The sequence below is a fragment of the Pseudomonas sp. P8_241 genome (genome assembly GCF_034008315.1).
Lineage (GTDB): Bacteria > Pseudomonadota > Gammaproteobacteria > Pseudomonadales > Pseudomonadaceae > Aquipseudomonas.
This window is the reverse complement of sequence record NZ_CP125377.1, coordinates 2,247,248-2,268,574: the sequence shown is the minus strand read 5'-3', so window position 1 is coordinate 2,268,574 and position 21,327 is coordinate 2,247,248. Positions and strand designations below refer to the sequence as shown.

General features: G+C 57.5%; 14 protein-coding genes. 2 read left to right on the top strand and 12 right to left on the bottom strand.

What is annotated here, in order from left to right; translation table 11 throughout:
• Positions 1-5: 5 nt before the first annotated feature.
• The 8 genes from QMK58_RS10375 to QMK58_RS10340 all read right to left on the bottom strand — a co-directional run bounded on the left by QMK58_RS10375 (position 6) and on the right by QMK58_RS10340 (position 7,686).
• On the bottom strand, positions 6-311 hold the full coding sequence (locus tag QMK58_RS10375; protein ID WP_320396233.1) for a helix-turn-helix transcriptional regulator: 306 nt from the start codon (positions 309-311) through the stop codon (positions 6-8).
• 120 nt (positions 312-431) lie between these two features.
• Positions 432-2,000 carry a long-chain-fatty-acid--CoA ligase gene (locus QMK58_RS10370; RefSeq protein ID WP_320396232.1) on the bottom strand — a complete coding sequence of 523 codons (1,569 nt, stop codon included), beginning with the start codon at positions 1,998-2,000 and terminating at the stop codon, positions 432-434.
• A 62-nt stretch (positions 2,001-2,062) separates the two neighbouring features.
• Positions 2,063-3,208 (bottom strand): acyl-CoA dehydrogenase family protein, encoded by a 1,146-nt coding sequence (locus tag QMK58_RS10365; protein ID WP_320396231.1) that lies wholly within the window; start codon positions 3,206-3,208, stop codon positions 2,063-2,065.
• 69 nt (positions 3,209-3,277) lie between these two features.
• A complete protein-coding gene (locus QMK58_RS10360) occupies positions 3,278-4,108 on the bottom strand; it encodes an SDR family NAD(P)-dependent oxidoreductase (protein ID WP_007943005.1) in 831 nt (276 codons plus the stop codon).
• Positions 4,109-4,154: 46 nt separating this feature from the next.
• Positions 4,155-4,589, bottom strand: a complete 435-nt coding sequence (locus tag QMK58_RS10355) for a MaoC family dehydratase (protein ID WP_320396230.1) — start codon at positions 4,587-4,589, stop codon at positions 4,155-4,157.
• A 10-nt stretch (positions 4,590-4,599) separates the two neighbouring features.
• Positions 4,600-5,037, bottom strand: coding sequence for a MaoC family dehydratase N-terminal domain-containing protein (locus tag QMK58_RS10350; RefSeq protein WP_320396229.1), 438 nt, complete (start codon positions 5,035-5,037; stop codon positions 4,600-4,602).
• A gap of 175 nt (positions 5,038-5,212) precedes the next feature.
• Positions 5,213-6,400 (bottom strand): lipid-transfer protein, encoded by a 1,188-nt coding sequence (locus QMK58_RS10345; protein ID WP_034150883.1) that lies wholly within the window; start codon positions 6,398-6,400, stop codon positions 5,213-5,215.
• Between the two features lie 155 nt (positions 6,401-6,555).
• Positions 6,556-7,686 carry a CaiB/BaiF CoA-transferase family protein gene (locus QMK58_RS10340; RefSeq protein WP_320396228.1) on the bottom strand — a complete coding sequence of 377 codons (1,131 nt, stop codon included), beginning with the start codon at positions 7,684-7,686 and terminating at the stop codon, positions 6,556-6,558.
• Positions 7,687-7,932: 246 nt separating this feature from the next.
• On the opposite strand from QMK58_RS10340, the gene QMK58_RS10335 reads away from it, so the two are divergent.
• Positions 7,933-10,629 carry a LuxR C-terminal-related transcriptional regulator gene (locus QMK58_RS10335; RefSeq protein WP_320396227.1) on the top strand — a complete coding sequence of 899 codons (2,697 nt, stop codon included), beginning with the start codon at positions 7,933-7,935 and terminating at the stop codon, positions 10,627-10,629.
• A gap of 128 nt (positions 10,630-10,757) precedes the next feature.
• On the opposite strand, the gene QMK58_RS10330 is transcribed toward QMK58_RS10335, so the two are convergent.
• Both QMK58_RS10330 and QMK58_RS10325 read right to left on the bottom strand, forming a co-directional pair.
• Positions 10,758-12,125, bottom strand: a complete 1,368-nt coding sequence (locus tag QMK58_RS10330) for a DUF1329 domain-containing protein (RefSeq protein WP_080758130.1) — start codon at positions 12,123-12,125, stop codon at positions 10,758-10,760.
• 26 nt (positions 12,126-12,151) lie between these two features.
• A complete protein-coding gene (locus tag QMK58_RS10325) occupies positions 12,152-14,023 on the bottom strand; it encodes a DUF1302 domain-containing protein (RefSeq protein ID WP_320396226.1) in 1,872 nt (623 codons plus the stop codon).
• Positions 14,024-14,745: 722 nt separating this feature from the next.
• Here QMK58_RS10325 and QMK58_RS10320 point away from each other — a divergent pair.
• Positions 14,746-18,564, top strand: coding sequence for an SIR2 family protein (locus tag QMK58_RS10320; protein WP_320396225.1), 3,819 nt, complete (start codon positions 14,746-14,748; stop codon positions 18,562-18,564).
• A gap of 542 nt (positions 18,565-19,106) precedes the next feature.
• Here the strand turns inward: QMK58_RS10320 and QMK58_RS10315 are convergent.
• Both QMK58_RS10315 and QMK58_RS10310 read right to left on the bottom strand, forming a co-directional pair.
• Positions 19,107-19,580 carry a GNAT family N-acetyltransferase gene (locus tag QMK58_RS10315; RefSeq protein WP_320396224.1) on the bottom strand — a complete coding sequence of 158 codons (474 nt, stop codon included), beginning with the start codon at positions 19,578-19,580 and terminating at the stop codon, positions 19,107-19,109.
• 750 nt (positions 19,581-20,330) lie between these two features.
• Entirely contained in the window at positions 20,331-21,326 is a 996-nt protein-coding gene (locus QMK58_RS10310) for an AraC family transcriptional regulator (protein WP_053157831.1), read from the bottom strand.
• Between the last annotated feature and the right edge of the window lies 1 nt (position 21,327).

Genomic DNA, 21,327 nt, shown 5'->3' with positions numbered 1-21,327 from the left:
TGCTCTCATGAATGATTGTCAGGGTTAAGCAGTTGGGTCGCAGGCACACCGAACCAGTCGCGACAGGTGCGGGCGAAGTTGCTCAGGTCCTGGAATCCGAGCAGGTAGGCCACTTCCTTGATGCTATGGCGCCCTTCGCTGAAGTAGCGTGTGGCCTTTTGTCGACGCGCCTCGCGCAATAGCGTCTTGAAGCTGGTGCCATCGGCGGCCAGCCGACGCTGCAACGTGCGCACGCTGACGCCCAGGCGCTGCGTCACCGCGTGCTGATCGAAAAGACCGGCATCGAGCTGATGCATTACGGCGTCAGTCATTGACTGCGCGATTGGCATTGACGGTGTCATCACTGATGTCCTTGCGATGCCCGAGGGCAACACGAAGCCCGCCCTCCGAGGAAGGCGAGACAACGGTCGCAATGGGCTGCCTGTCGAGGCTCAGGCGATATGACGCGAGCGGTTTTCCCAGAAGGGTTTGCGCAGTTCGGTCTTCAGCACTTTACCGACGCTGGACAATGGCAAGGTGTCGCGCAGCTCCACACTGCGAGGGACTTTGTAGCTCGCGATGCGCTCGCGACAATGCGAGATGATTTCGTGCTCGCTGATGCACGACTCTGCCCGGCAGACGATGACGGCATGCACCGACTCACCCCACTTGTCACAGGGAATCCCGATCACGGCGCACTGCGCGACCGCCGGATGACTGGCGATGGCGCTCTCGACCTCGGCAGTGAAGATGTTCTCGCCGCCACTGACGATCATGTCCTTGAGGCGGTCGCAGATGTAGATGAACCCGTCCTCATCCATGTAGCCACCGTCGCCGGTGTGCATCCAGCCACCACGTAGCGTTTCGGCGGTCGCTTCGGGTTTGTTCCAGTACCCGAGCATGACGTTCGGGCCTCGTGCCACCACCTCACCCACCGTGCCTCGCGGCACCTCGCGGTCTTCACTGTCGACGATGCGCACCTCGACGCAATTGATTGGCAGCCCTGCCGAATACATCTTGCCGCTGCGCTGGTGGGCTTCGCTGTGATGCTCGGGCGCAAGCAGACTGATGCTCGGGGACATTTCGGTCATGCCGTAGCCTTGCTGGAAATCTGCTGCCGAGAAGGCCCGGCGGGCACGATCGAGCAACGCCGGTGAAATCACCGAAGCGCCATAGGTGATTTCCCGCAGTGGACTCAAGTCAAGCGCGGCGACGGCCGGGTCCGCCTCCCGTGCATCCAGCAACATCTGGATCATGGTCGGTGCCAGCAAGGTGTCGCTGGCTTGCTCCCCGCTGATCAATTCCAATGCCTCCCGGGGCTTGAACGCCGGTAACACCACATGGGTGCCGCCACTGATGAACAGCGCAACCATTGCCGCCAGGTCAGCCAGGTGGAACATCGGCATGGCATGCAGATACACGGTGTGCGGGCCAAAAAGCGCCTGACCGAGGACGGCCAAGGCAGAAAAACCGATGTTGTTGTGGCTGAGCATCACCCCCTTGGGAAAGCCCGTGGTGCCTCCGGTGTAGAACAGCCCCAACAGTGAATCGCCGCCACGCCGGGCATCTTCCACCGGCGCATGATTGGCGATCAAGGACTCGTAATTGAGCATGCCGGCGGGCGTTTCACCGTCACCGGCATAAATCATCAGGCGCAGGGTTTTCGCCGTGCTGACGATTTTTTCAGCCAGCGCCAGGAAGGTGTCGTCGACGATCAGTACCGACGTTTGCGAATCGTCCAGCGAGTAAACTATCTCCGCCGCGCTCCAGCGAATGTTCACCGGATTGAGCACGGCGTCGGCCCAAGGCACCGCCAGGTAATACTCGATAAAGCGTTGCGAGTTCAGCGAAAGCATCGCCACGCGCTCGTCGCTGGCCACACCCAATGACTTGAGTGCGCCCGCGAGTCGGGCTACCCGATTGCCCAGTTGGGCAAACGTCACACCGCCGCCTTGGTAGCGAATGGCCGTGGCATCGGGGCGCTGCTGCATATGGCGATGCAGCCCTTGAGTCATGTACATCGAAACCTCCCACTCTTATTTTTATACGGAGTTCAACTGATGTGTTTTGCAGCCAAGACTTGTCAGAGCGAGCGGCCCACCAGCTCGCGCTGAATTTCGTTGGCACCACCGTAGATGCGTGTGACGCGTATTTCTGTCCACATGCGGCCGATCGGGTACTCGTTCATGTAGCCGTAGCCGCCGAAGAACTGCAGGCATTTATCGACCACTTCACCTGCCCTTTCGGTCAGCCAGAATTTGCCCATCGAGGCCTGGCTGGAGTCGAGCTTGCCGTCCACCCATTGCTGGATCAGGCAGTCACAGAAGGCCCGCGACGCGAGGGTGGTGGCCTTGATGTCTGCCAGGGTGAAGCGAGTGTTCTGGAAATCCAGGACGCGCTGGCCAAACACCTTGCGTTCCTTGGTGTAATCGAGCGTCAGCGCCAGGGCACGCTCCATGGTGGCGGTGGCGTTGATGGCGATCTGCATGCGCTCATAAGGCAGTTGGTTCATCAGGGTGAAGAACCCTTTACCTTCGACACCGCCGAGCAGGCAGTCGGCCGATACCGTACAGTCGTCGAAGAACAGTTCCGCGGTGTCCTGGGCCTCCCACCCGAGCTTGTCCAGGGTCTTGCCCCGACGGAAACCCGGCAAACGCGTATCCACCAGGAAGATCGACAGGCCCTTGGCACCGCCGTCCTGGTCGGTCTTGGCCACGACCGCCACCATGTCGCAGATCTGGCCGTTGGTGATGAAGGTCTTGGCACCGTTGATGACGTATTGGTCGCCCTGCTTTACCGCCCGCGTGCGGATGGCTTGCAGGTCGGAACCGGTGCCCGGCTCGGTCATGGCCACCGCGCAGATCACTTCGCCCGAGGCGATTTTCGGCAACCACTCCTGTTTCTGCGCTTCGGTGCCGTCGGCCAGAATATAGTGACCGACGATGTGGCTGATACCCAGCCCCAGCCCGGTTACACCGGCATAGGTCATTTCATTGATCACGGCTGCCAGATGCGCCGGCGTTCCGCCAGAGCCACCGTATTGCACCGGCACATCGGGCAGGATCATGCCCATCTCACCAGCGCTCAGCCAGGAAGCACGGTCAACCTGATGTTGCTCGCGCCATTGCTCTTCCAGTGGTAGCAGCGATTGGGTGACAAAGCGGCGAACGCTGTCGGCAAAAGGTACAACGTCATCGTCCAGCCAGGGCGAACGGTAGTTATCCAGCATGGTGAAGGCCTCGAGTGCTTTGGAAGGGACTCCCGGATACCACTAGGGCATCCGGGATACGACGTCGCTTTAGAGAGTGCCGTGGCCGCCGCCGCAGACCAGGGTCTGGCCGGAAACGTAGTTGGCTTCCGGCAGGCACAGCATCACCACCGAACCTGCGGCTTCGTCCGGGGTGCCCGGACGGCCCAGCGGGATTACCTGGCTGGCGCCGTCGATCATGGCCTTCTGCACGCCGACCTTGATCTCGCGGCCTTCAATGGTGACGGTCTTGCTTTCATCGCCGGCCAGCGCCTGCGTCAGGCGGGTTTCGATAAAGCCGAAGGCCACGGCGTTGACGCACACCTTCATGCGCCCCCATTCCTTGGCCAGGGTCTTGGTCATGCCGAGGATGCCGGCCTTGGCGGCGGAGTAGTTGGACTGCCCGGCATTGCCGCCGGCGGCGATGGAGGAAATGTTGATGACCTTGCGGAACACTTCGCGGCCTTCGGCAGCCTCTTTCTTGGCCTGGGCGCTGATCACCGGTTGAGCGGCGCGCAAGATGCGAAACGGCGCGGTCAGGTGGCAGTCGATGATCGCGTACCACTGCTCATCGGTCATTTTCTGGATGACGTTGTCCCAGGTGTAGCCGGCGTTGTTGATGATGATGTCGATGCCACCGAAGCTTTCAACGGCAGTCTTGACGAAGCGCTCGGCGAAGTCGGGGGTGGTCACGCTGCCCACGCAGGCCACGGCATCGCCACCGGCGTTGCGAATCTCGGCGACCACTTCTTCGGCCGGAGCGGCATCTAGGTCATTGACCACGATCTTGGCGCCATAACTTGCCAGTTGCAGGGCAACGCTGCGACCAATGCCACGACCGGAACCGGTCACCAGGGCTACTTTGCCTTCAAGCTTTTTCATTGTTCTGTTCTCATTTCTTGTTCGAATGTGGGTGTTCACGGCAGCTTCAGGCCAAAGCCACCACCGCGCTGCCTGCGAGTTTTTCTTCGCCGTACTGGTTGCTGCAGGTGATGTCGATGCGCACACATTGCTCGCCATCGACTTCGAACTTCTCGGTGATGGTGCCGCTGCAGGTCGGGACGTGAGCCAGTTGGGTGATGCCGGTGAAACGCATGGACAACGAACGGATCTGCCGCTGTGGCACCCAGTTGGTCAGCAAGCGGCCCAGATAGGCCGCCGACAACATGCCGTGGGCAAACACATCGGGCATGCGCGCCTTACGGGCAAAGTCGATGTCGACATGGATCGGGTTGTGGTCACCCGAAGCACCACAGTAAAGGGCCAGGGTTGTGCGGTTGATCGCAGGCAGTTGCAGCAACGGAATCTGGTCACCGACCCGGATATCGCTGTATTGAGTGCCGCACTTCAGAAAATTGCTCATCGACTGCTCCTCAACGCTGAACCAGCGTGCCGCGGATATCGGCAACATGTTCGCCGTGCTGATTGGTCACACGGGTTTCGTTGACCACGAACTGCAACGCGCCGCCCTTCTTCTCGTAAACGTCGGCAACGCGGCTGTCAAAAGTCAGGACATCGCCGGCCACCGCAGGCTTGTGGTAAACGAACGATTGCTCGGCGTGCAGGATGCGACCCAGATCGAAGCCGTAGACGTTCAACTGCTCAACCAGGTCCCGGCCCTCGCCCTGCAGGCAAAAAAGGAACGTCGCAGGCACCGGTAGCGACGGATAGCCGGCGGCCTTGGCGGCAACTTCGTCGGTGTAGATCGGGTCGGTTTCACCGATGGCCTTGGCGAAAAACCGCAAGCGACCCTTTTCCACTTCTACCTGGGTGACGCCCATGGAGCGCCCGATCAGACTCTTGTCTGCCATTTCACTTGTCTCCTCTGCGGTTGTTTAAATCCCGCAATGCTGCTCAAACCCCTGTAGGAGCGAGCCTGCTCGCGATGGTTGTCAACGATGACACTGGCGTTCTGAATGAACGCGGCGCTTTCAAGTCCATCGCGAGCGAGCTCGCTCCTACAGGGATCAGCATTACGGCCAGGACTCAGGCGCGACCGTAAAGGGTCACGACACAAGCACCGCCCAGGCCGAGGTTGTGTTGCAGGGCCAGGTTTACGCCTTCAACCTGACGCGCCTCGGCGCTGCCGCGCAGCTGATGGGTCAGCTCGTAGCACTGGGCCAGGCCGGTGGCGCCCAGTGGGTGGCCCTTGGAGAGCAAACCTCCCGACGGGTTGGTGACCACCTGCCCGCCATAGGTGTTGTCACCATCGAGCACGAAGCGCTCAGCGCCGCCCACCGGACACAGGCCGAGGGATTCGTAGGTCAGCAATTCGTTGTGCGCGAAGCAGTCGTGCATTTCGGCGACACGGATGTCCTGCGGGCCGACGCCGGCCTTCTCATACACTTCACCGGCCGCGCGCTGGGCCATGTCGAAACCGACCATCTGGATCATCGATGGCGGCTCGTAGGCAATCGGCGCGTCGGTGGTCATCGACTGGGCGAGGATCACCACGTCGGTGCGCAGGCCGTGCTTTTTGGCGAAGGCTTCGCTGCAAATGATCGCCGCCGCAGCGCCGCAAGTCGGTGGGCAGGCCATCAGGCGGGTCATCACGCCCGGCCAAACCACTTGGTCGTTCATCACGTCTTCAGTGGTGACGATCTTGCGGAACAGCGCCAATGGGTTGTTGGCAGCGTGGCGGCTGGCCTTGGCGCGGATCGCGGCAAAGGTGCTCATCTGCGTTCCGTACTTGTGCATGTGCTCACGGCCGGCGCCGCCAAACATACGCAGCGCCATGGGCACACCTTCGGCATCCGCGGTCAGCAGGTTCGCCACTTCGGAGCATTTGCCCATCGCCATCGGGCGGTCTTCCCACTGGTTTTTCAGGGCACCGGGCTGCATCTGTTCAAAGCCCAGGGCCAACGCGCATTCGACCGCCCCGCTTTCCACGGCCTGACGCGCCAGGAACAAGGCGCTGGAGCCGGTGGAGCAGTTGTTGTTGACGTTGACCACCGGAACACCGCTCAGGCCGACCTCATACAGTGCCGACTGGCCCGCAGTGGAGTCTCCGTAGACGTAGCCGACATAGGCCTGCTGCACCAGGCGATAGTCCAGGCCCGCATCCTTGAGCGCCCGGCGCGTGGCTTCGGCGCCCATTTCAATGTAGGAACCGCTGGCTCCCGGCTTGAGGAATGGGATCATGCCGACACCGGCGACGTAAGGTTTGTGCGACATACATACTCCTTGGAATTTCTTTGTTGTTTTTGTTGATCGGCGGTCCCGAGCAAACCACCCTCTTATCCTTGCGCAGCCGCTCCGGGCTGTACCCGCTCGGACGGGGGGAGCTCGGGTGGGGTGGGATGCGTCAGCGCTGGTGGTTCAGTGCGTACTCAAACAATCGCGCCAACGCTGCGCAGCTCATCGATCTGCGCAACGCTAAGCCCCAGTTGCTCAAGGATTTCCAGGGTATTTTCGCCGTTTCTCACCAGACCACCCGCCTGCGCCGGTGTACGACTCAGGCGTGGCGCCGGGGCCGGATGCAGCACGCCGGCGGTCTCCATGAACAGGCCGCGCCCCTGATTGTGCGGGTGGGTGGGTGCTTCACTGAAGTCCAGCACCGGGGCGAAGCAGGCATCGGTGCCTTCGAGCAGCTGGGTCCAGGTATCGCGGGTACGGGTCAGGAACAGGGCCTCAAGCTTCTCTCGCAGAAGCGGCCACGCTTGCTGCTGCCACTGTTGCTTGAAGTCCGGATCGTCGATTTCGCACAGCTCGAGCAGGAGCTGATAGAACTGCGGCTCGATGGCGCCAATCGACACGAATTTGCCGTCGGCGCAGCTGTAGCAACCGTAGAAAGGCGCGCCGCCATCGAGCATGTTGCTCTGGCGCTGGTCGCCCCATTGGCCCTGATGACGCAGGTCGTAGTACATGCTGCCCAGCAGCGTGGTGCCGTCGCAGATGGCGGCGTCAACCACTTGTCCGAGGCCGGACTTTTGCGCCTCGAACAGCGCAGCGAGTATGCCGGTCAGCAGAAACATCGCGCCGCCGCCCATGTCACCCACCAGATGCAGTGGCGGGGTCGGCGGACGGTCGGCATGACCCATGGCGTTGAGTACGCCGGACAGTGCGATGTAATTCAGGTCATGCCCAGCCGCAGGAGCCAGCGGCCCGCTCTGGCCCCAACCGGTCATGCGTCCATAGATCAATTTGGGATTGCGCTCAAGGCAGACTTCCGGTCCCAGGCCCAGGCGTTCCATGACGCCGGGACGGAAGCCCTCGATCAGCACATCGGCGCCGTCGATCAGTTTGAGCAGCACTTCATCGGCGCCGGGTTTACGCGGGTCGATAGCAATACTGCGCCGTCCGCGTCCAAGCAGGCTGCCATCGGCATTGAGAAAACCGGCCACCTGACGGTCGACACGAATAACCTGCGCGCCCATGTCCGCCAGCATCATGGCGGCGAACGGCGCAGGGCCGATCGCATTCATTTCAACTACTTTCACACCTGCCAAAGGTCCGGGCATTGTCGGTACTCTGCTCTTGTCATGAGGGGACAGGCGAATCTGGCCAGTCCATTTAGGTCGCTGAGGGCGACTGGAAATACAGGCAGCACGCGGGTAGCATCACGGCGTCGATCTGCTGCGCGTCTGCTCGTCAGCCGGCACTGATTCAGCACACTAGACGTACGGTGTGATGGCGTACCCACTCCACTTGGGGGAACCGCCCCACCCCCCCCGTCCATAACAAGAACTGCTGTCGTCCGGATTCCCATGCCTGCCACCCGCCCCTTGATCACCACCCGTTTTTCACCGCCGCGCATCAGCAGCCATGCGGTATTGCGTGCGCCGCTGTTGTCGCGCTTGCTGGCCGCGCGCAACTGCCGTCTCACGCTGATCAACGGCAGCGCCGGTTTCGGCAAGACCACGCTGCTTGCGCAGTGGCGTCAGAGCCTGCTCAAGGAAGGCAGTGGCGTGGTGTGGTTGTCACTGTCCCAGGAGGACGCAACGCTGGAGTCGTTCTGCGCCAACCTGATCGGCGCGCTGCAACAGGCCGGCCTGCCGCTGGATGACGACCTGCTGTTGCTGGTCAAGGGGGATGCACAGAACGGCTCGCTGGCCCTCGCGTCGGTGATGATCAACACGCTGGCGCGGGTCGATACGGCGCTGTACCTGATGATCGATGATTTTCAGTTCGCCACGGACCCCGCCATTTCAATGCTCATGCAGACCATGGTCGACAGTGCGCCGACGCAACTGCATGTGGTGCTTGCGTCGCGGGTGTTTCCCGAGTTGAAACTGGGCAGGCTGCGGGCCATGGCCGAGCTGTGCGAAATCAGCAGCACCGACCTGGGCTTCAGCTTCGACGAATCGCTGGCATTCCTGAAGGCCTATCTGGACGACGACGTCGACATCGATCTGGCCCACAGCATTCATGCCTCGACCGACGGCTGGCCCATCGGCCTGCAAATGATGTCGATCTCGCTCAAGGCCAACCCGCGTAAAGGCCTCAATAGCGAACGACTGCTGTCGAGCAAGGCCGGCCTGGTGGATTACCTGGTCGAAGACGTGATCAGCGATCTGCCGGCAGCGACGCTCACCTTCCTGGAACAGGTTTCGATCCTGCGCCGCTTCAACGAGAAGGTGGCCGCCGAAGTCAGCCAGAGTTGCGACGCACCAGCGCTGATTGCCAATATCGAGGCGCGCAACCTGTTCATCGTGCCCATGGACATGGAGTGCCGGAACCCGTGGTATCGCCTGCATCCGTTGTTCGCCGAGTTTCTGCAGCAGCGCCTGAGCGCCTCGGGCGCTGATCTGCAAGCGCTGCATCTGCGCGCTTCGGCGTGGTTCGAGCAGGCCGGCGTTGTCAACGAAGCCGTGCATCACGCGGTGCAGAGCGAGAATTTCGAAGCCTTGGTGGCGCTGCTTGAACGCAGCCAACCCGACCAGCACAACATCAGTTATCTCGGTCAGTTTGTGCGCTGGCTCGACTGCGTGCCGCTCGAGCGCTTGGTGCAACATCCCGGTGTGTTGCTGCAAGGCGCCTGGGGTTGTGTGCTGACGATGATGACCGGCAAGGCGAAGGCCTGGATCGATGCGCTGGAACAGAGTCCCCACGACGAAGCCCAGTTGAGCCCGCACATCGCGTTGGTCAGGGCGTCGATCGCCACGCAACAGGACAACCTGCCCCTGTGCCAACAACTGCTGGAAGGCATCCGCGGGCATCGCTTCAATCATCCATTCAATGAGCAGATGCGTGCGTGCCTGCACGTCCACTGCCTCAATCAAACCGGTCAGCAGCAAGCGGCCTGGGATTACATCAACGCACCCCAGGCCCGGGCCATACGCATCAGTCATGACGAAGTGGCGCTGCTGGCCGTCGTCACCGCCGCCCATGGCGCCATGCTCAGCGGGAATGTGCGTGAAGCATCGCGCAATATCGTCGACGTACTGCTCGTGGCCGAGCGCGCCCATGGCCATCGCTCCATCAGCGCCACTTGCTGTGGCGTAGGAGCCGCCGAGACGCATTACGAAATGGACCGTATCGACGATGCGCGACAGGTGTTGGGCAATCGCCTCAATCTGCTGCACCTGTCGCCACCGGATATCACTATCAGCGCGATGATCAGCAATGCGCGTCTCAATTGCCTGCAGGAGTCTTCGGCGGCCGCATTGGCCTACCTGGCCAGCAAGGCGATCGGGCTACGCGCACAAGGTTTCGACCGCGCCGTGGCGTACAACCTGGCCGAGCAGATCCGTATCCTGTTGGGCAGTGGCGACTGGCGCCAATGCGAAAGCCAGCGCGCGGCACTGGAAGCGCTGGCCCATCGTCATGATGGCGACAGTCCGGCCGCCCACCAGATCGCCGCCCTCGCCGCCTTGTCGCGAGCCCGCACCTCGCTGGCCCGGCAAGAGCCGGAACGGGCACTGGTGGCCCTCGACAACCTGGAGCAACTGGCGACGCGTTACGCTCGCGGAATATGGAAAGTGCAGTCGCAATTGCTGCGCGCCGTAGCGCTCAATGATCTGGGGCAAACGGGAGAGGCCCGGATACTGTTGCGTCAGGTCGTGGCCGAAAGCCTGCGTCTTGGCCTGGTGCGTACCTTGCTGGACGAAGGCGCGCCACTGATCTCGCTGCTGGCTGAGCTGGAGTGCGAGGATGATCCGGTCTTGGAGAGCTATCGCAGTCGCCTGATCGCAGCGCCGCTGAACTTCAGCGTTGTGCCTTCGATGTCGGCGCGGGCCGCGACGGAAAGCGGCGTCAGCGAGTCTGCGCTATTCACCAAGCGCGAGATGGAAATCATCAGTCTGCTTGAGCAAGCCATGTCCAACAAACGCATGGCCCAGACCCTGAACCTGAGTCAGGAAACCATCAAGTGGAACCTCAAGAACATCTACGCCAAGCTTGGAGTGTCCGGGCGGTACGAAGCGCTGATCGCTGCCCGGCAACGCATCTCCCCAAACGAGTAGTGCCCCTGCAGGGAGCGAGCCTGTTCGCGATGGCGGCTTAACATTCAACAGATAAGTTGACGGTCAGGTTGCTATCGCGAGCAGGCTCGCTCCTACAGGGGTGCGGTGCTCAATCGGTGTTTCGATTGTTATCGAATACCGGCGCTACGCAGTGCTGCCGGGGTGTAATCGGCGAGATTCGCCGCGTTACCGTAAATGCTGCCGTGCCGGGATTCGTTCATCAAGGCATTGACCAGGTAGCGCCCGGCAATCAGGTCGTACAACGCCTGGGCCGCATAGGTACTGACGCCGTTGGCATAATCGTTATAGGCCATGCCTTCGGCCACCCGCCACAACTGCCCGCGGCCATCGTAATGGTCGATCAGTGCCGCCTGCCAGGTGTCTTCATCGATGTACATATGGCGTTTTGCATAAATGTTGCGCATGCCAGGTTTCAGGGTTGCCTCAACTTCCCAGACGCGGTGCAATTCATAGCGCGTCAGGTCCTGATTGATATGGCCAGGCTTGAGGATATCGGCGTATTTGAGCGATGGTGAAGCCAACCGGTAGTTGTTGTAGGGAATGTACATTTCCTTCTTGCCGATCAGTTTCCAGTCGTAGCGGTCGGGCGAACCATTGAACAGGTCGCCGTTATCCGTGGTGCGCATGCCGTCCGACGCGGTGCCCGGTCCGTCATAAGCGACCTGCGGGGCCCGACGAACCCGTCGTTGACCGGCGCTGTAGACCCACGCCAGGCGCGGTTCTTTCACCTGGTCGATGGTCTCGTGAATCAACGTCACGCTACCGGCCAGTCGCGGTGGTGCCGTCACTTCCTGCTTGTAGTAGAACAGGATGTTAGTTGCGTCAGCTTGGGCATCGGCAGGCATGAACTGCGGATACGCGATCTCATCGTTCAATTGGACAATGGTGAACGAACCATTGACCTGCGGCACCGCCTGCACTGTTTCGCGTTTCTGGTTCAAACCACGGTAGCGCGTCAAATGGTTCCATAACACTTCGACGCCACTCTTGGGGATCGGAAACGCGTAATAACGCGAGTCGGCGAAGTTCAGCAAGCCATTGCCGCCATCGGCCGGCTGGGTATTGAGCGCACTTTTCTTCGCCGCATCATAGACATTCTGCGGGTTAGCCGCGGTGCGGTGGCTTGCATATACCGGTATCTTGTAGGTATCGGGATAGCGTTTGAACATGGCCACCTGCCCCTCGCTTAGTCGGGCCTTGTATTGCCCGACGTTGGCAGCGGTAATGGTGAACAGTGGTTTCTCGCCGGCAAACGGGTCGCCGACGAACAGGTTCGTCACCGGCGCCGCATCCTGCTTGAGCCCACCAGTCCAGGCCGGAATGCTGCCTTCGGCATTACCTTCTTTCTGGGCGCCGAGCGGGGTCAGGCTGGAGCCTAGCTTGGCTGCTTCCTCCGGAGTAACGGCGGCCATTGCCTGGCTGACGATCAGGGCCAATGACAACGCCCATGTTTGCATCATTGTTTTTGTTTTCATGCTGAGGTTCTCTCGCCTGTCTTCGTTTAGAAGTTCGCGCCAAAGCTGAGCGCGACGAAGTCACGATCACCGTTGGTATTGAAATGACCACCGAAGAAATCGGTGTAACTGAGGCTTGCGGTGTAAGTGCTGGCATAGTCGGCATCCAGGCCGACGCTGACGGCCTTGAGGCCTTCCTCGAAGTTGGGTCCATTGCCATTCACGTCATGGGACCAGGCCATGTTCGGCGCCAGGTTGATACCGGCGAACACGTTCGGATAATCCAAACGCGCACGGGCACGGTAGCCCCACGAATCGGTGTCGTAGAAGCCCTTGTCGTTACACTCCTGTTGCGGGTTAGTCGGCGTGGTTACGCCTGCCGGTTGCCCTGGAACCTGCGACACCGAACCCCGACAAGCCGCCAAACCGGCAGCACCAGGCAGGATGCCGCTGCCGAAGATGCCGCTGCGGCCGAAGCGCAGGTCGGTACCGTCGGTCTCGCCCAGACCGTTGATTCGGTTGTACCCGACCTCACCCACCAGGGTCAGACGGCTTGCACCAAAGACCTGATCGAAGAATTGGGTAGCGGTCATCTGCGTCTGCAACACCGGCATGCGTTTGTAACCATTGATCACGCCGCCCGGCGTGCTCGTGGCGAAACCTGTGGAAACCAGTGGTGACGTGGCGGTGCCGATGCTGCCGTTGATCAAGTCCTGGCTGTTGAGTTGCAGCGGCATGTTGGGACGATAACTGACCTCACCGCCCAGGGAAGTACCGCCCAGGTTGGTTTGGAAGCTCAAGCCGTACAGGCGGATGTCTTCCGGGTAATCCACGAAGTAGCGTGAATTGCGTATGACATTCAATGAGCTGGCCGGCGTACCCGGCCCCGTTGTGCGAACCGCGCTGAGCAATGGGTTGCGACTGTGGTAGTTCATGAAATAGGCAGCGACTTCGGTGTCATTCATTTCCGGAACGAACCAGCGCAATGCCACGCCGAACTGACCGCTATCACTCGGCTCATTGTCTTTGACTCGCGGAATGTAGACGTCGTCGACACCGCCACCCTGAGCCGCTGAGCCACCGACTGCCGCTGCGCCACCGGTATTTCTGGCCACGCCTGGCGCCAAGTCCAGACCGGAAACCACCAGTCGGTCATTGCACCCCTTGGCCACCGCATCAGAGCCGAAGAAGGTGCCGCAGTTATCGACGACGGTGCTTTCCCATTCCAATTGATAGAAGGCCTCCGCGCTCAAGTTCTCGGTGAAATTCTGCGACAGGTAGAACATGTTGACCGGGATCAGCCCTTCCTTGACCTCGGCGCCCGGGCGGCGCAATGCCGCGGCGTCCGTCGGGTTGATCGAGTTGATACCGTTACCGATGAAGGTACTTTCGCCCCAGCTCACCACCTGTTTGCCCAGGCGCACATTGCCCGGCAAATTGCCGATGGTGTAGTTGTGATAGACAAAAGCATCGAGGAATTCTGCGCCGGACGCCTTGGCCAGATCATTGCGGCCACTGTCGTCAATGTCATAGAACAGGCGATGTTCATCCTTGAGTTCGAAGTCGTACCAGTACTTGCCACGCACGAACACGCCGCTTTCGCCGTATTTGAGTTCCAGGTCATGCACGCCCTTGAAGATCTTCGAGAAGGTCTCGCCTTTCTTGAAGTTCAAGCGATTGTCATCTGACACCCGGGTCGACGCCTCGCCACGCTTGCCCTGGGAATTGAAATTGGAAATGAAATCCGGGTCCGGACCACGCACGGCCCAACTGGCACCAACCGATAACGATGAATCGAATTGCCCCTGTACCTCCCCGATATTGAAATTTACAGCGTTTGCCTGGGCACTGAAGCCTGAAGCGACAGCGATGGCCAACAGGTGTGGCCGAAAGCCTCTGTGCATTGTTGTTCTTATCATGCAGCACTCCGATTACGGATGAGGAAAAATGAGCGTCAATCGCTCAGACGAGTCAATAGCGCACCAATTGCTTCAAGCCCTGGGAGGCACTCGTAGGTTTCGGGAGCGGTGATTGCTCGGTGACTTTTTGTGTTTTTTTCAGTTACCGCGACGCGATGCTATGAGTCAGATCGCGTAATACGGCCCCTCAAAGGAGGGGAAAACGGGGGGGAGTGGGGGTGAGTTGGTGGGGTACTCGAATAGATCACCCTCAAGCATCTATAAACTCTGAAGATTTGGGACGAATTGGCGCCTCCAACTGCGCTGGAGACCGGGAAGGTGGACGTTAATCGGGGGGCTCTTTGATGTTTTTGCCTGTTACACAGGTATAGGGGTAACGCCAAGCTTGTTGACCTCTATGGGTCGGTTTCAGCCGGCCGTAAAAGGCAGAAATCGGCCGATTCTGTTGAAAAAGTCGGGCATGGTTTGCGCGTCGGAAAAGTACGCGTCCGAGATTGAAATCTTTACTTTTAGCAGAGGCTTCCGGACTCGGATTTCACGTAGCAGCGTGCAAAAAAGGCGTTTTAACCAGTCAATGTTCAGGCAGTTTGGGCAGACCGACTTTTTCAACAGAGTCGGCCAAAAGCGGCCATTGAGTGACTACGAAACCAGGGGCGAATCAGTCTTCCTCTTACCCCCTTTTCTTTTGAGAGATAGCTTAGTAGTTTGGCCGGTATCTAAATTTGAGTGGCACTTCGTCTATGCGCTTTTTTTGTGACGGACCAAATATTCCTGACTTATTACTAGAGCGACGAGATCAAGGCCGAGTCGTGTTTCTCTGTGGGGCTGGCGTTTCCCTAAATGCTGGAATGCCAACATTTCTTGACCTCACCAAACACGTCATGGATTTTTTTGATCCGCCCGAGTCGTCTCAGGTAGCGACATCCTTTCAGCCATGGGTAGAGGAGGACGAAGGTCCAAAGACCCCTCTAGACCAAATTTTTCACCTGCTCTATCAGGAATACGGAAGGGCCGATGTTAACGCGTTAGTCGCAGAGCGCCTTTGTGCTGACTCAGGGGGGAGTGAAAGCAAAGAACATAAAATTGTTTCGAGAATATCGTCAGACCAAGCGGGAAATCCTCAGGTCGTGACCACTAACTTTGACCTTTTATTCGAGCAGACCCTAGATGGAAAGTCGGGCATTATCTACGAGCCGCCAGCGTTTCCAGACATCAGCCTCGGAGTACCATTAACGGGTCTCATTTATCTTCACGGCCGACTTAAGGAACCGGATGCCTCTCAGCATTCCTATGTGCTTAGTAGTGCAGACTTTGGACGAGCGTATTTGTCTGAGGCTTGGGCGACAAACTTTATACGTGCCCTCCTAGGCAGTTACACCGTTGTTCTGGTTGGCTACCAAGCTGAAGACCCGCCAGTGAGATACCTCCTTCAGGGGTTGAACCATGATGGTTTGTCGGACCGATCCAACCTTTATGCATTTGATAAGGGAGATCCCGAGGAAATTGAAGCGAAATGGCGTGATCGCGGCGTAACTGCAATTGCTTACAAGGATCACCCCCATCTTTGGCAAAGTTTGGGAGCCTGGGCAGATCGGGCCGATAACGCTCGGGGGTGGAGGTCCAAAGTAATTGATTTGGCGATGCAAAGTCCCCGTCAGATCGCTGCCTTCGAACGAGGGCAAGTAACCCATCTGGTACGTACTGCTCCAGGCGCACGGTTGTTCGCAAGCGCTGATCCCTCTCCTCCGGCAGAGTGGCTGTGTGTTTTTGACTCCGCTTGTCGAGTGGCTAAGAAAAGTAAAAGTTACGGCGAGGATGCCGAGATTTTCGACCCTTTTCAGGAATATGCCCTCGATGACGATCCTCCTCGGCCCTTAGCGCCTGGACGCCTTCTCCGTAGTCTGCATGACAATATATTTGAATGGCGTCGTGGCGATACCAATCCATCTGCCTCTCACAGGCTTGGAGGTCGGCAGGCAGTAGGCTTCGAAGAAATGCCTCCAAGATTAAATTATCTCTCCAACTGGATTTCCAAGAATCTGGGCAGCACTGTTACTGCCTGGTGGGCTCTGCGTCAGAATGGACTGCATCCGAGATTGATGGCTGGAATTCGACGTGAACTAAGGAAAAAAACAAAACTTCACCAAGAGGGAAGACGCATTTGGAATCTCATTCTTGAACACCAGTCCGACAGTCGAAATTTTTCCCAAGACAGTGACTGGTTCGAGCTAAAGGATAGGATTGAAGTCGAGGGATGGACCTCAAGCGTACTCAGGGACTTCGAGGACGTAACTAAGCCTATTCTATCTTACAGTCTACCGTTTGGTATTGGGGCATCGAAGCCACCATTTCAATCTTGGGAAGAAATCTGCTCCACAGAGTTGGCCGTATGGGAAGTAAAATTTCCTGATAGACACGGGGAGGCAATAGACATCCCCGATGAGGCTCTGGAATCCGTATTCAATATTGTTGAAGGGCACCTTCACAGAGCCGCTGGGTTGCTGAAAGATCTAAACATAAATTATTTTACCACGCCTACGTGCTACCCGAACCGGGAGGTAGATGGTCAAGAGCATGAACGCGACGCCACATTTCGGTGGTTCGTCGAACTGCTTATACGGATGATTAGACATCTCCCTACCAAAACACGTGCACACGCGATAATGTGGTCGACCGACGACAAATATTATTTCAGGAAGCTCAAACTATTCGCAATGAATCATGCTGATTTGTTTGAGGCTGACGAAGCCGCTGAGGTTGTATTAAACCTGAATCAGGAGCTGTTTTGGGATGACGGAGTTATCCGAGAGTTGATGTTTTTAATAAATGACCGGTGGGAGTCATACTCTGAAGCTAACAGGATTGCACTGGCAGACCGGATACTGAACGGACCAGACAAGAGAGAACAATGGTCGGAAGATGAATTTCTGAACTTCAAGCTTCAGATTGCATGCCGCTGTACAAAGTGGTTGACTCTCCAAGGTCGAGATCTTTCCAAAGACCAAACAGCGCGATTAGACGAAATGATTGCCAAATTGCCTGAATGGAATGACGGTTGGGCCTCAAGTTTTGTTACTCAACACTACGGCTATTCTGGAAGCGTCGTCGTGGATGAAGCCCCTGACACAATAATTGACTTGCCTGTAAAAGAGGTTTTGGAGCAGGCTAAAATATGCCAGCAGCGTGCCTTTCGCAGCTTTACAGAAAAGCGTCCCTTCAGCGGACTAGTCAAAGCTAATCCACGTAAAGCACTAGCATCACTGTCGTATGAAGCCAGAAAAGGTGAATATCCTCAGGAGTTTTGGTCTACTCTGATCCGAGAATGGCCAGAGAATACTAAGTCCCGGTTGTTCCGGTTTTTTTTAATTAGGTTATGTGGGCTACCAGATGAAAGCATTAAGGAGCTTCGGTACGCGATAGGGCAGTGGATTGAAAAGAGATTCTTGACGGCCTATCAGTTCGATAAAGACCTTGCTTGGAAAACATTTGACCATTTGGTGTCGGGATTGACAGCTGGTAAAGGGGGCGCCGGCGAAAGTGGAGATGGGGAAATACGTGGATTTGGCGAAATAGTTCGACGCTCTCGGCGTACTGTTGATTACGCATTTAACCGACCAATTGGAAACACTACAGAGGGGCTGCTCAATACATTGAACTCCCTGGGTTTGAGCGAAGGGCAAGGGATTCCAGAGGATTTCAAGACACGTTTAGAGTTGCTGATTGCTGCCCCTGGGGATCAATCAGACCACACTGTATCCTTACTTACCCAGCAGATTAACTGGCTTTATTACCTCGACCCCAAATGGGTTATGGGTCGGATCATGCCATGGTTCAACTTTGAGAATTCTGCATCAGAACCAGCGTGGAATGGTTATTTGTCGGCAGCGAAGATACCTCCGCTAGAAATTGGCATGGAGCTCAAGCCACTGTTGCTCGAGTTGTTCCCGACCATCTACCTATGGGACTGGGATCACGGCCTTGTCGAAATAGCAGCTCAGATTGTTGTAGAGCTTGCAGTCTTCCACAGTGACAAGCCGGATGGGTTAAACGTCAAGGAAGCCCGACACTGCCTTCGCTCTATGAATGACCAAAACCGGCAGGACTCAGTAACGCAGCTAGGGAAAATAGGTCAACGTGAGGAAAACGGTTGGTCTATTCATGTTATCCCATTTATCAATACAGTATGGCCGAGGGAGCGTGCATTCAGGACTTCAACTCTTGTCCGCTCGTGGGTCTCTCTACTATTACAGACTGGAGAGAGCTTTCCGACGGTACTTAATTCTGTTTTCCGATTTTTGGTTCCGGTAGAGGGAGTGAGGCATTGGCTTTATCGCTTCAGTAGAGGCGCAAGGGATGAACAGTCTTTGACTGTTATGTATCCAGAGGCTGTCTTGCAGTTAATTGATGCGGTCATCCCAAATAGTGCGGAGAATATTCCGTACGAATTGGCCCAGATACTCGAAATTTTAGAAGAAACTGATCCGAATCTTGTGCAGAGTCGCAGCTTCCTACGATTGATCAACCTAGTTGAGGGGTCGTAGATAAATCAATTACTTCGAACAATCCCTCATCGGTGCGGCAGCAGCTTACCTTTGAGGGGGATAGCTCGCGGATAAAATTATCTAACCCGAATGGTTCAGCTGACTCGTACCTGGCTTTTCTAGGTGTCACGACAGGCCGCTTTTGGGCCGATGCCTGTCTGTCGCCACCGTCAGCTATGGGGCGAAAACAGAGCCACGTGACCGTCCGCTACTGGCCGTTTCCTGCCCCTCGTGATAGGCAGAAAACGCCCAAGAGCGGTCGTCGGTTAAATGCGGCATCAAGGTGCACTCGCAGAGCTGAGGTTTCCACCGCGCCAGGTCGTGCCCATTACTCATAAGCTTCTGCTGGTCGGCCATACGAAGCTGGAGAGCACCATTCGATTATGGGATCGAGGTCGATGACGCCTTGGAGATGGTGGAACAGACTGAGGTTTGACTATGCATAGCGACGGTCGAAGTCAGGCCGTCGCTAACCGACCCATAGTTGCCTGTTGCCAAGGACTTTAGGTTACCCGAAGTGGTCGCTGATCCAACCCGAGCATTCATGTGCCGCATTTTAGGTTTTTCTGCATCAATGCATTCTGAAGAGTTATACCCCGACGGATCGGAAATCCTCGTCGCACTACATGAAAACCGTGCAATTCAAAGAACGGTTCAGCCGTTATGCTGACATCTGAAGTTAGCTCGTCAATGCCAAGAAACCTGGCTTCTTCATGAATTCGGTTCATGAGTAAGGTGCCTATTCCTTGCCGAGGATGAGTACCCGAGACAAAAAAATGGTCGATGTAACCGTTCGGTTGGATGTCGGCATAGCCCACTATTTTCCCTTCTGACTCGGCGACGAACGGGCGGAGATTTCGGAGGTGCTCCGCCCAAAGCGCCTGATCAAGATCAGCAGGGGCCCAAGCATCGATTTGATCGGCAGTGTAATCGCGTGACGCGACTTTATGGATGGCAGAGTAAAAAACTTGGAACAACGCAGTCTCATCCCCGATTCTGAACTGGCGAATCTCCATAGTTTACTCGTAAGGCGTCCGCGAAAGACGAGGAGTCTGCCATACCTGGTAAAAATCGGAAATAAACGATCTCAGGTTCCATAGGAACAACTGAGTGGCTGCTTTCGGTCTGCAGCCCTTGGCGGCAGGAAACAATCGGCCTATTTCAGCCGATGCTGACCGGCAACATGACTGGGTTGTTGCCGCGCACGGATTGCCATATATGTTAGGGATTATTTCATTAAAGTTGGTTAGGCCTTAGCCCACCAAGCCTCGCAATACGAAAAAGCTATCATCTGAAATACGCTTCCAGAAAGTAGCCGCGAGGTGAAGTGTCATGCGATGCACCATCACTGAGATCGCCCGACGCGTCGGCATATCAAAAGCCGCCATCATTCAGGCGCGCAATCAGGGTCGAATTCCTGAATCAATTTTCGTCGTGACGGAAAGCGGACAGACTTGCATCGCTGACGCTGAGCTGGCGGAGCAGATACTGAAGGGGACCATTGGGTTTAGGATGAAGAGCATGCTGCGAATGCCTAGGTTCTAGGTGACCGTTTGTCGCCTCGCAGTGGTTTCTTATTTAGGGGTACGTGAAGGGGTACGCCGTTGTTTTAATTTGGGAGTTTCCCTGTATTTATGCGGCCTACAGGTGCCATGTTCGAGTCCAGGTCGTGGAGCCATATAAGGTTCCAGAGAAGGCTTCAAAGATCTCTGAAACCCCCGAAAAACCCGCCTTCTGGCGGGTTTTTTCGTTTTGGCATTTCCTGCTCATGCCTGAGACTTCATCGTCTGCTTCGGCAACTCTCCAAACCGCTGCCGATAATAATTGGCAAACCGCCCCACATGTCCGAACCCGAACTCCAGCGCCACCTCAGTCACACTGGAGTGCGGCCGCGCCAGCAAGTAATCCCGAGCGGCTTCAAGCCGTAATCCGCGCAAACGGTCCATCGGGCTTTGACCGTATTCGCGCTGGCATAACGTGTGCAGGCTACGAATACTCACCCCGGCAGCAACCGCCAATTCAGCCAGGGTGATGCCCTGCGCAAGGTGATCGCGCATACAGCTGTCGATTTTTTGCAGTTGGCGGGCGGGCTGGCGCGGCGAAGGCGACGCCTGTTGCGCAACACCACAATGGCTGAGCAGAAACAGCGGAAGGCTTTGCTCCAGATGCTGTAACCAGCGTGAAGGCGTTGCGCTCGCCTCGCCCTCGGGCAAGTGCTCCAGCAACTCGCTCACCAGACGAAACCAGCGTATCGCCAGTGGGCGCTGCAAGCGGCTGACCGGCGCCAACGTGAAGTCAGACGGCAAGTCATCGGCCAGCGCCCTCTGGCCGGCATCGAGCAAGGTCCGGGGCAGTTTGAGAATCAGTTGCTCACACCCCTCTTCCCACACCACTCTCGCGTGTTCACGCGGTGACAGAATCGCCACTTCTCCGGGGCTCACGCCATAGCCCATGCCGTCGGACTCAAGGGTGGCCTTGCCGCGCAAGGGCATCTGGACCAACACGAAATCTTCGAATGGTTGCGGCCGGATTTCTACCTGGCCGCCGTAGCGCAGCGCATAGAGCTCGCAGCTGGCGACCTGGCCGCGATAGAACGCCGTATCAACGCCGCCACGTGGCCAATCCAGCTCATGTTCCACCAGCGCTTGCCCCATCAAGCGCTGGGTTTCCTGCGCCGAGCGACTGGTAAAAACCGGCTCGCGGCACATCAGCGACAGGTTCAGACCTACGCTGTTGGCGGTGGCGGCTTGTAATGTCGTCATC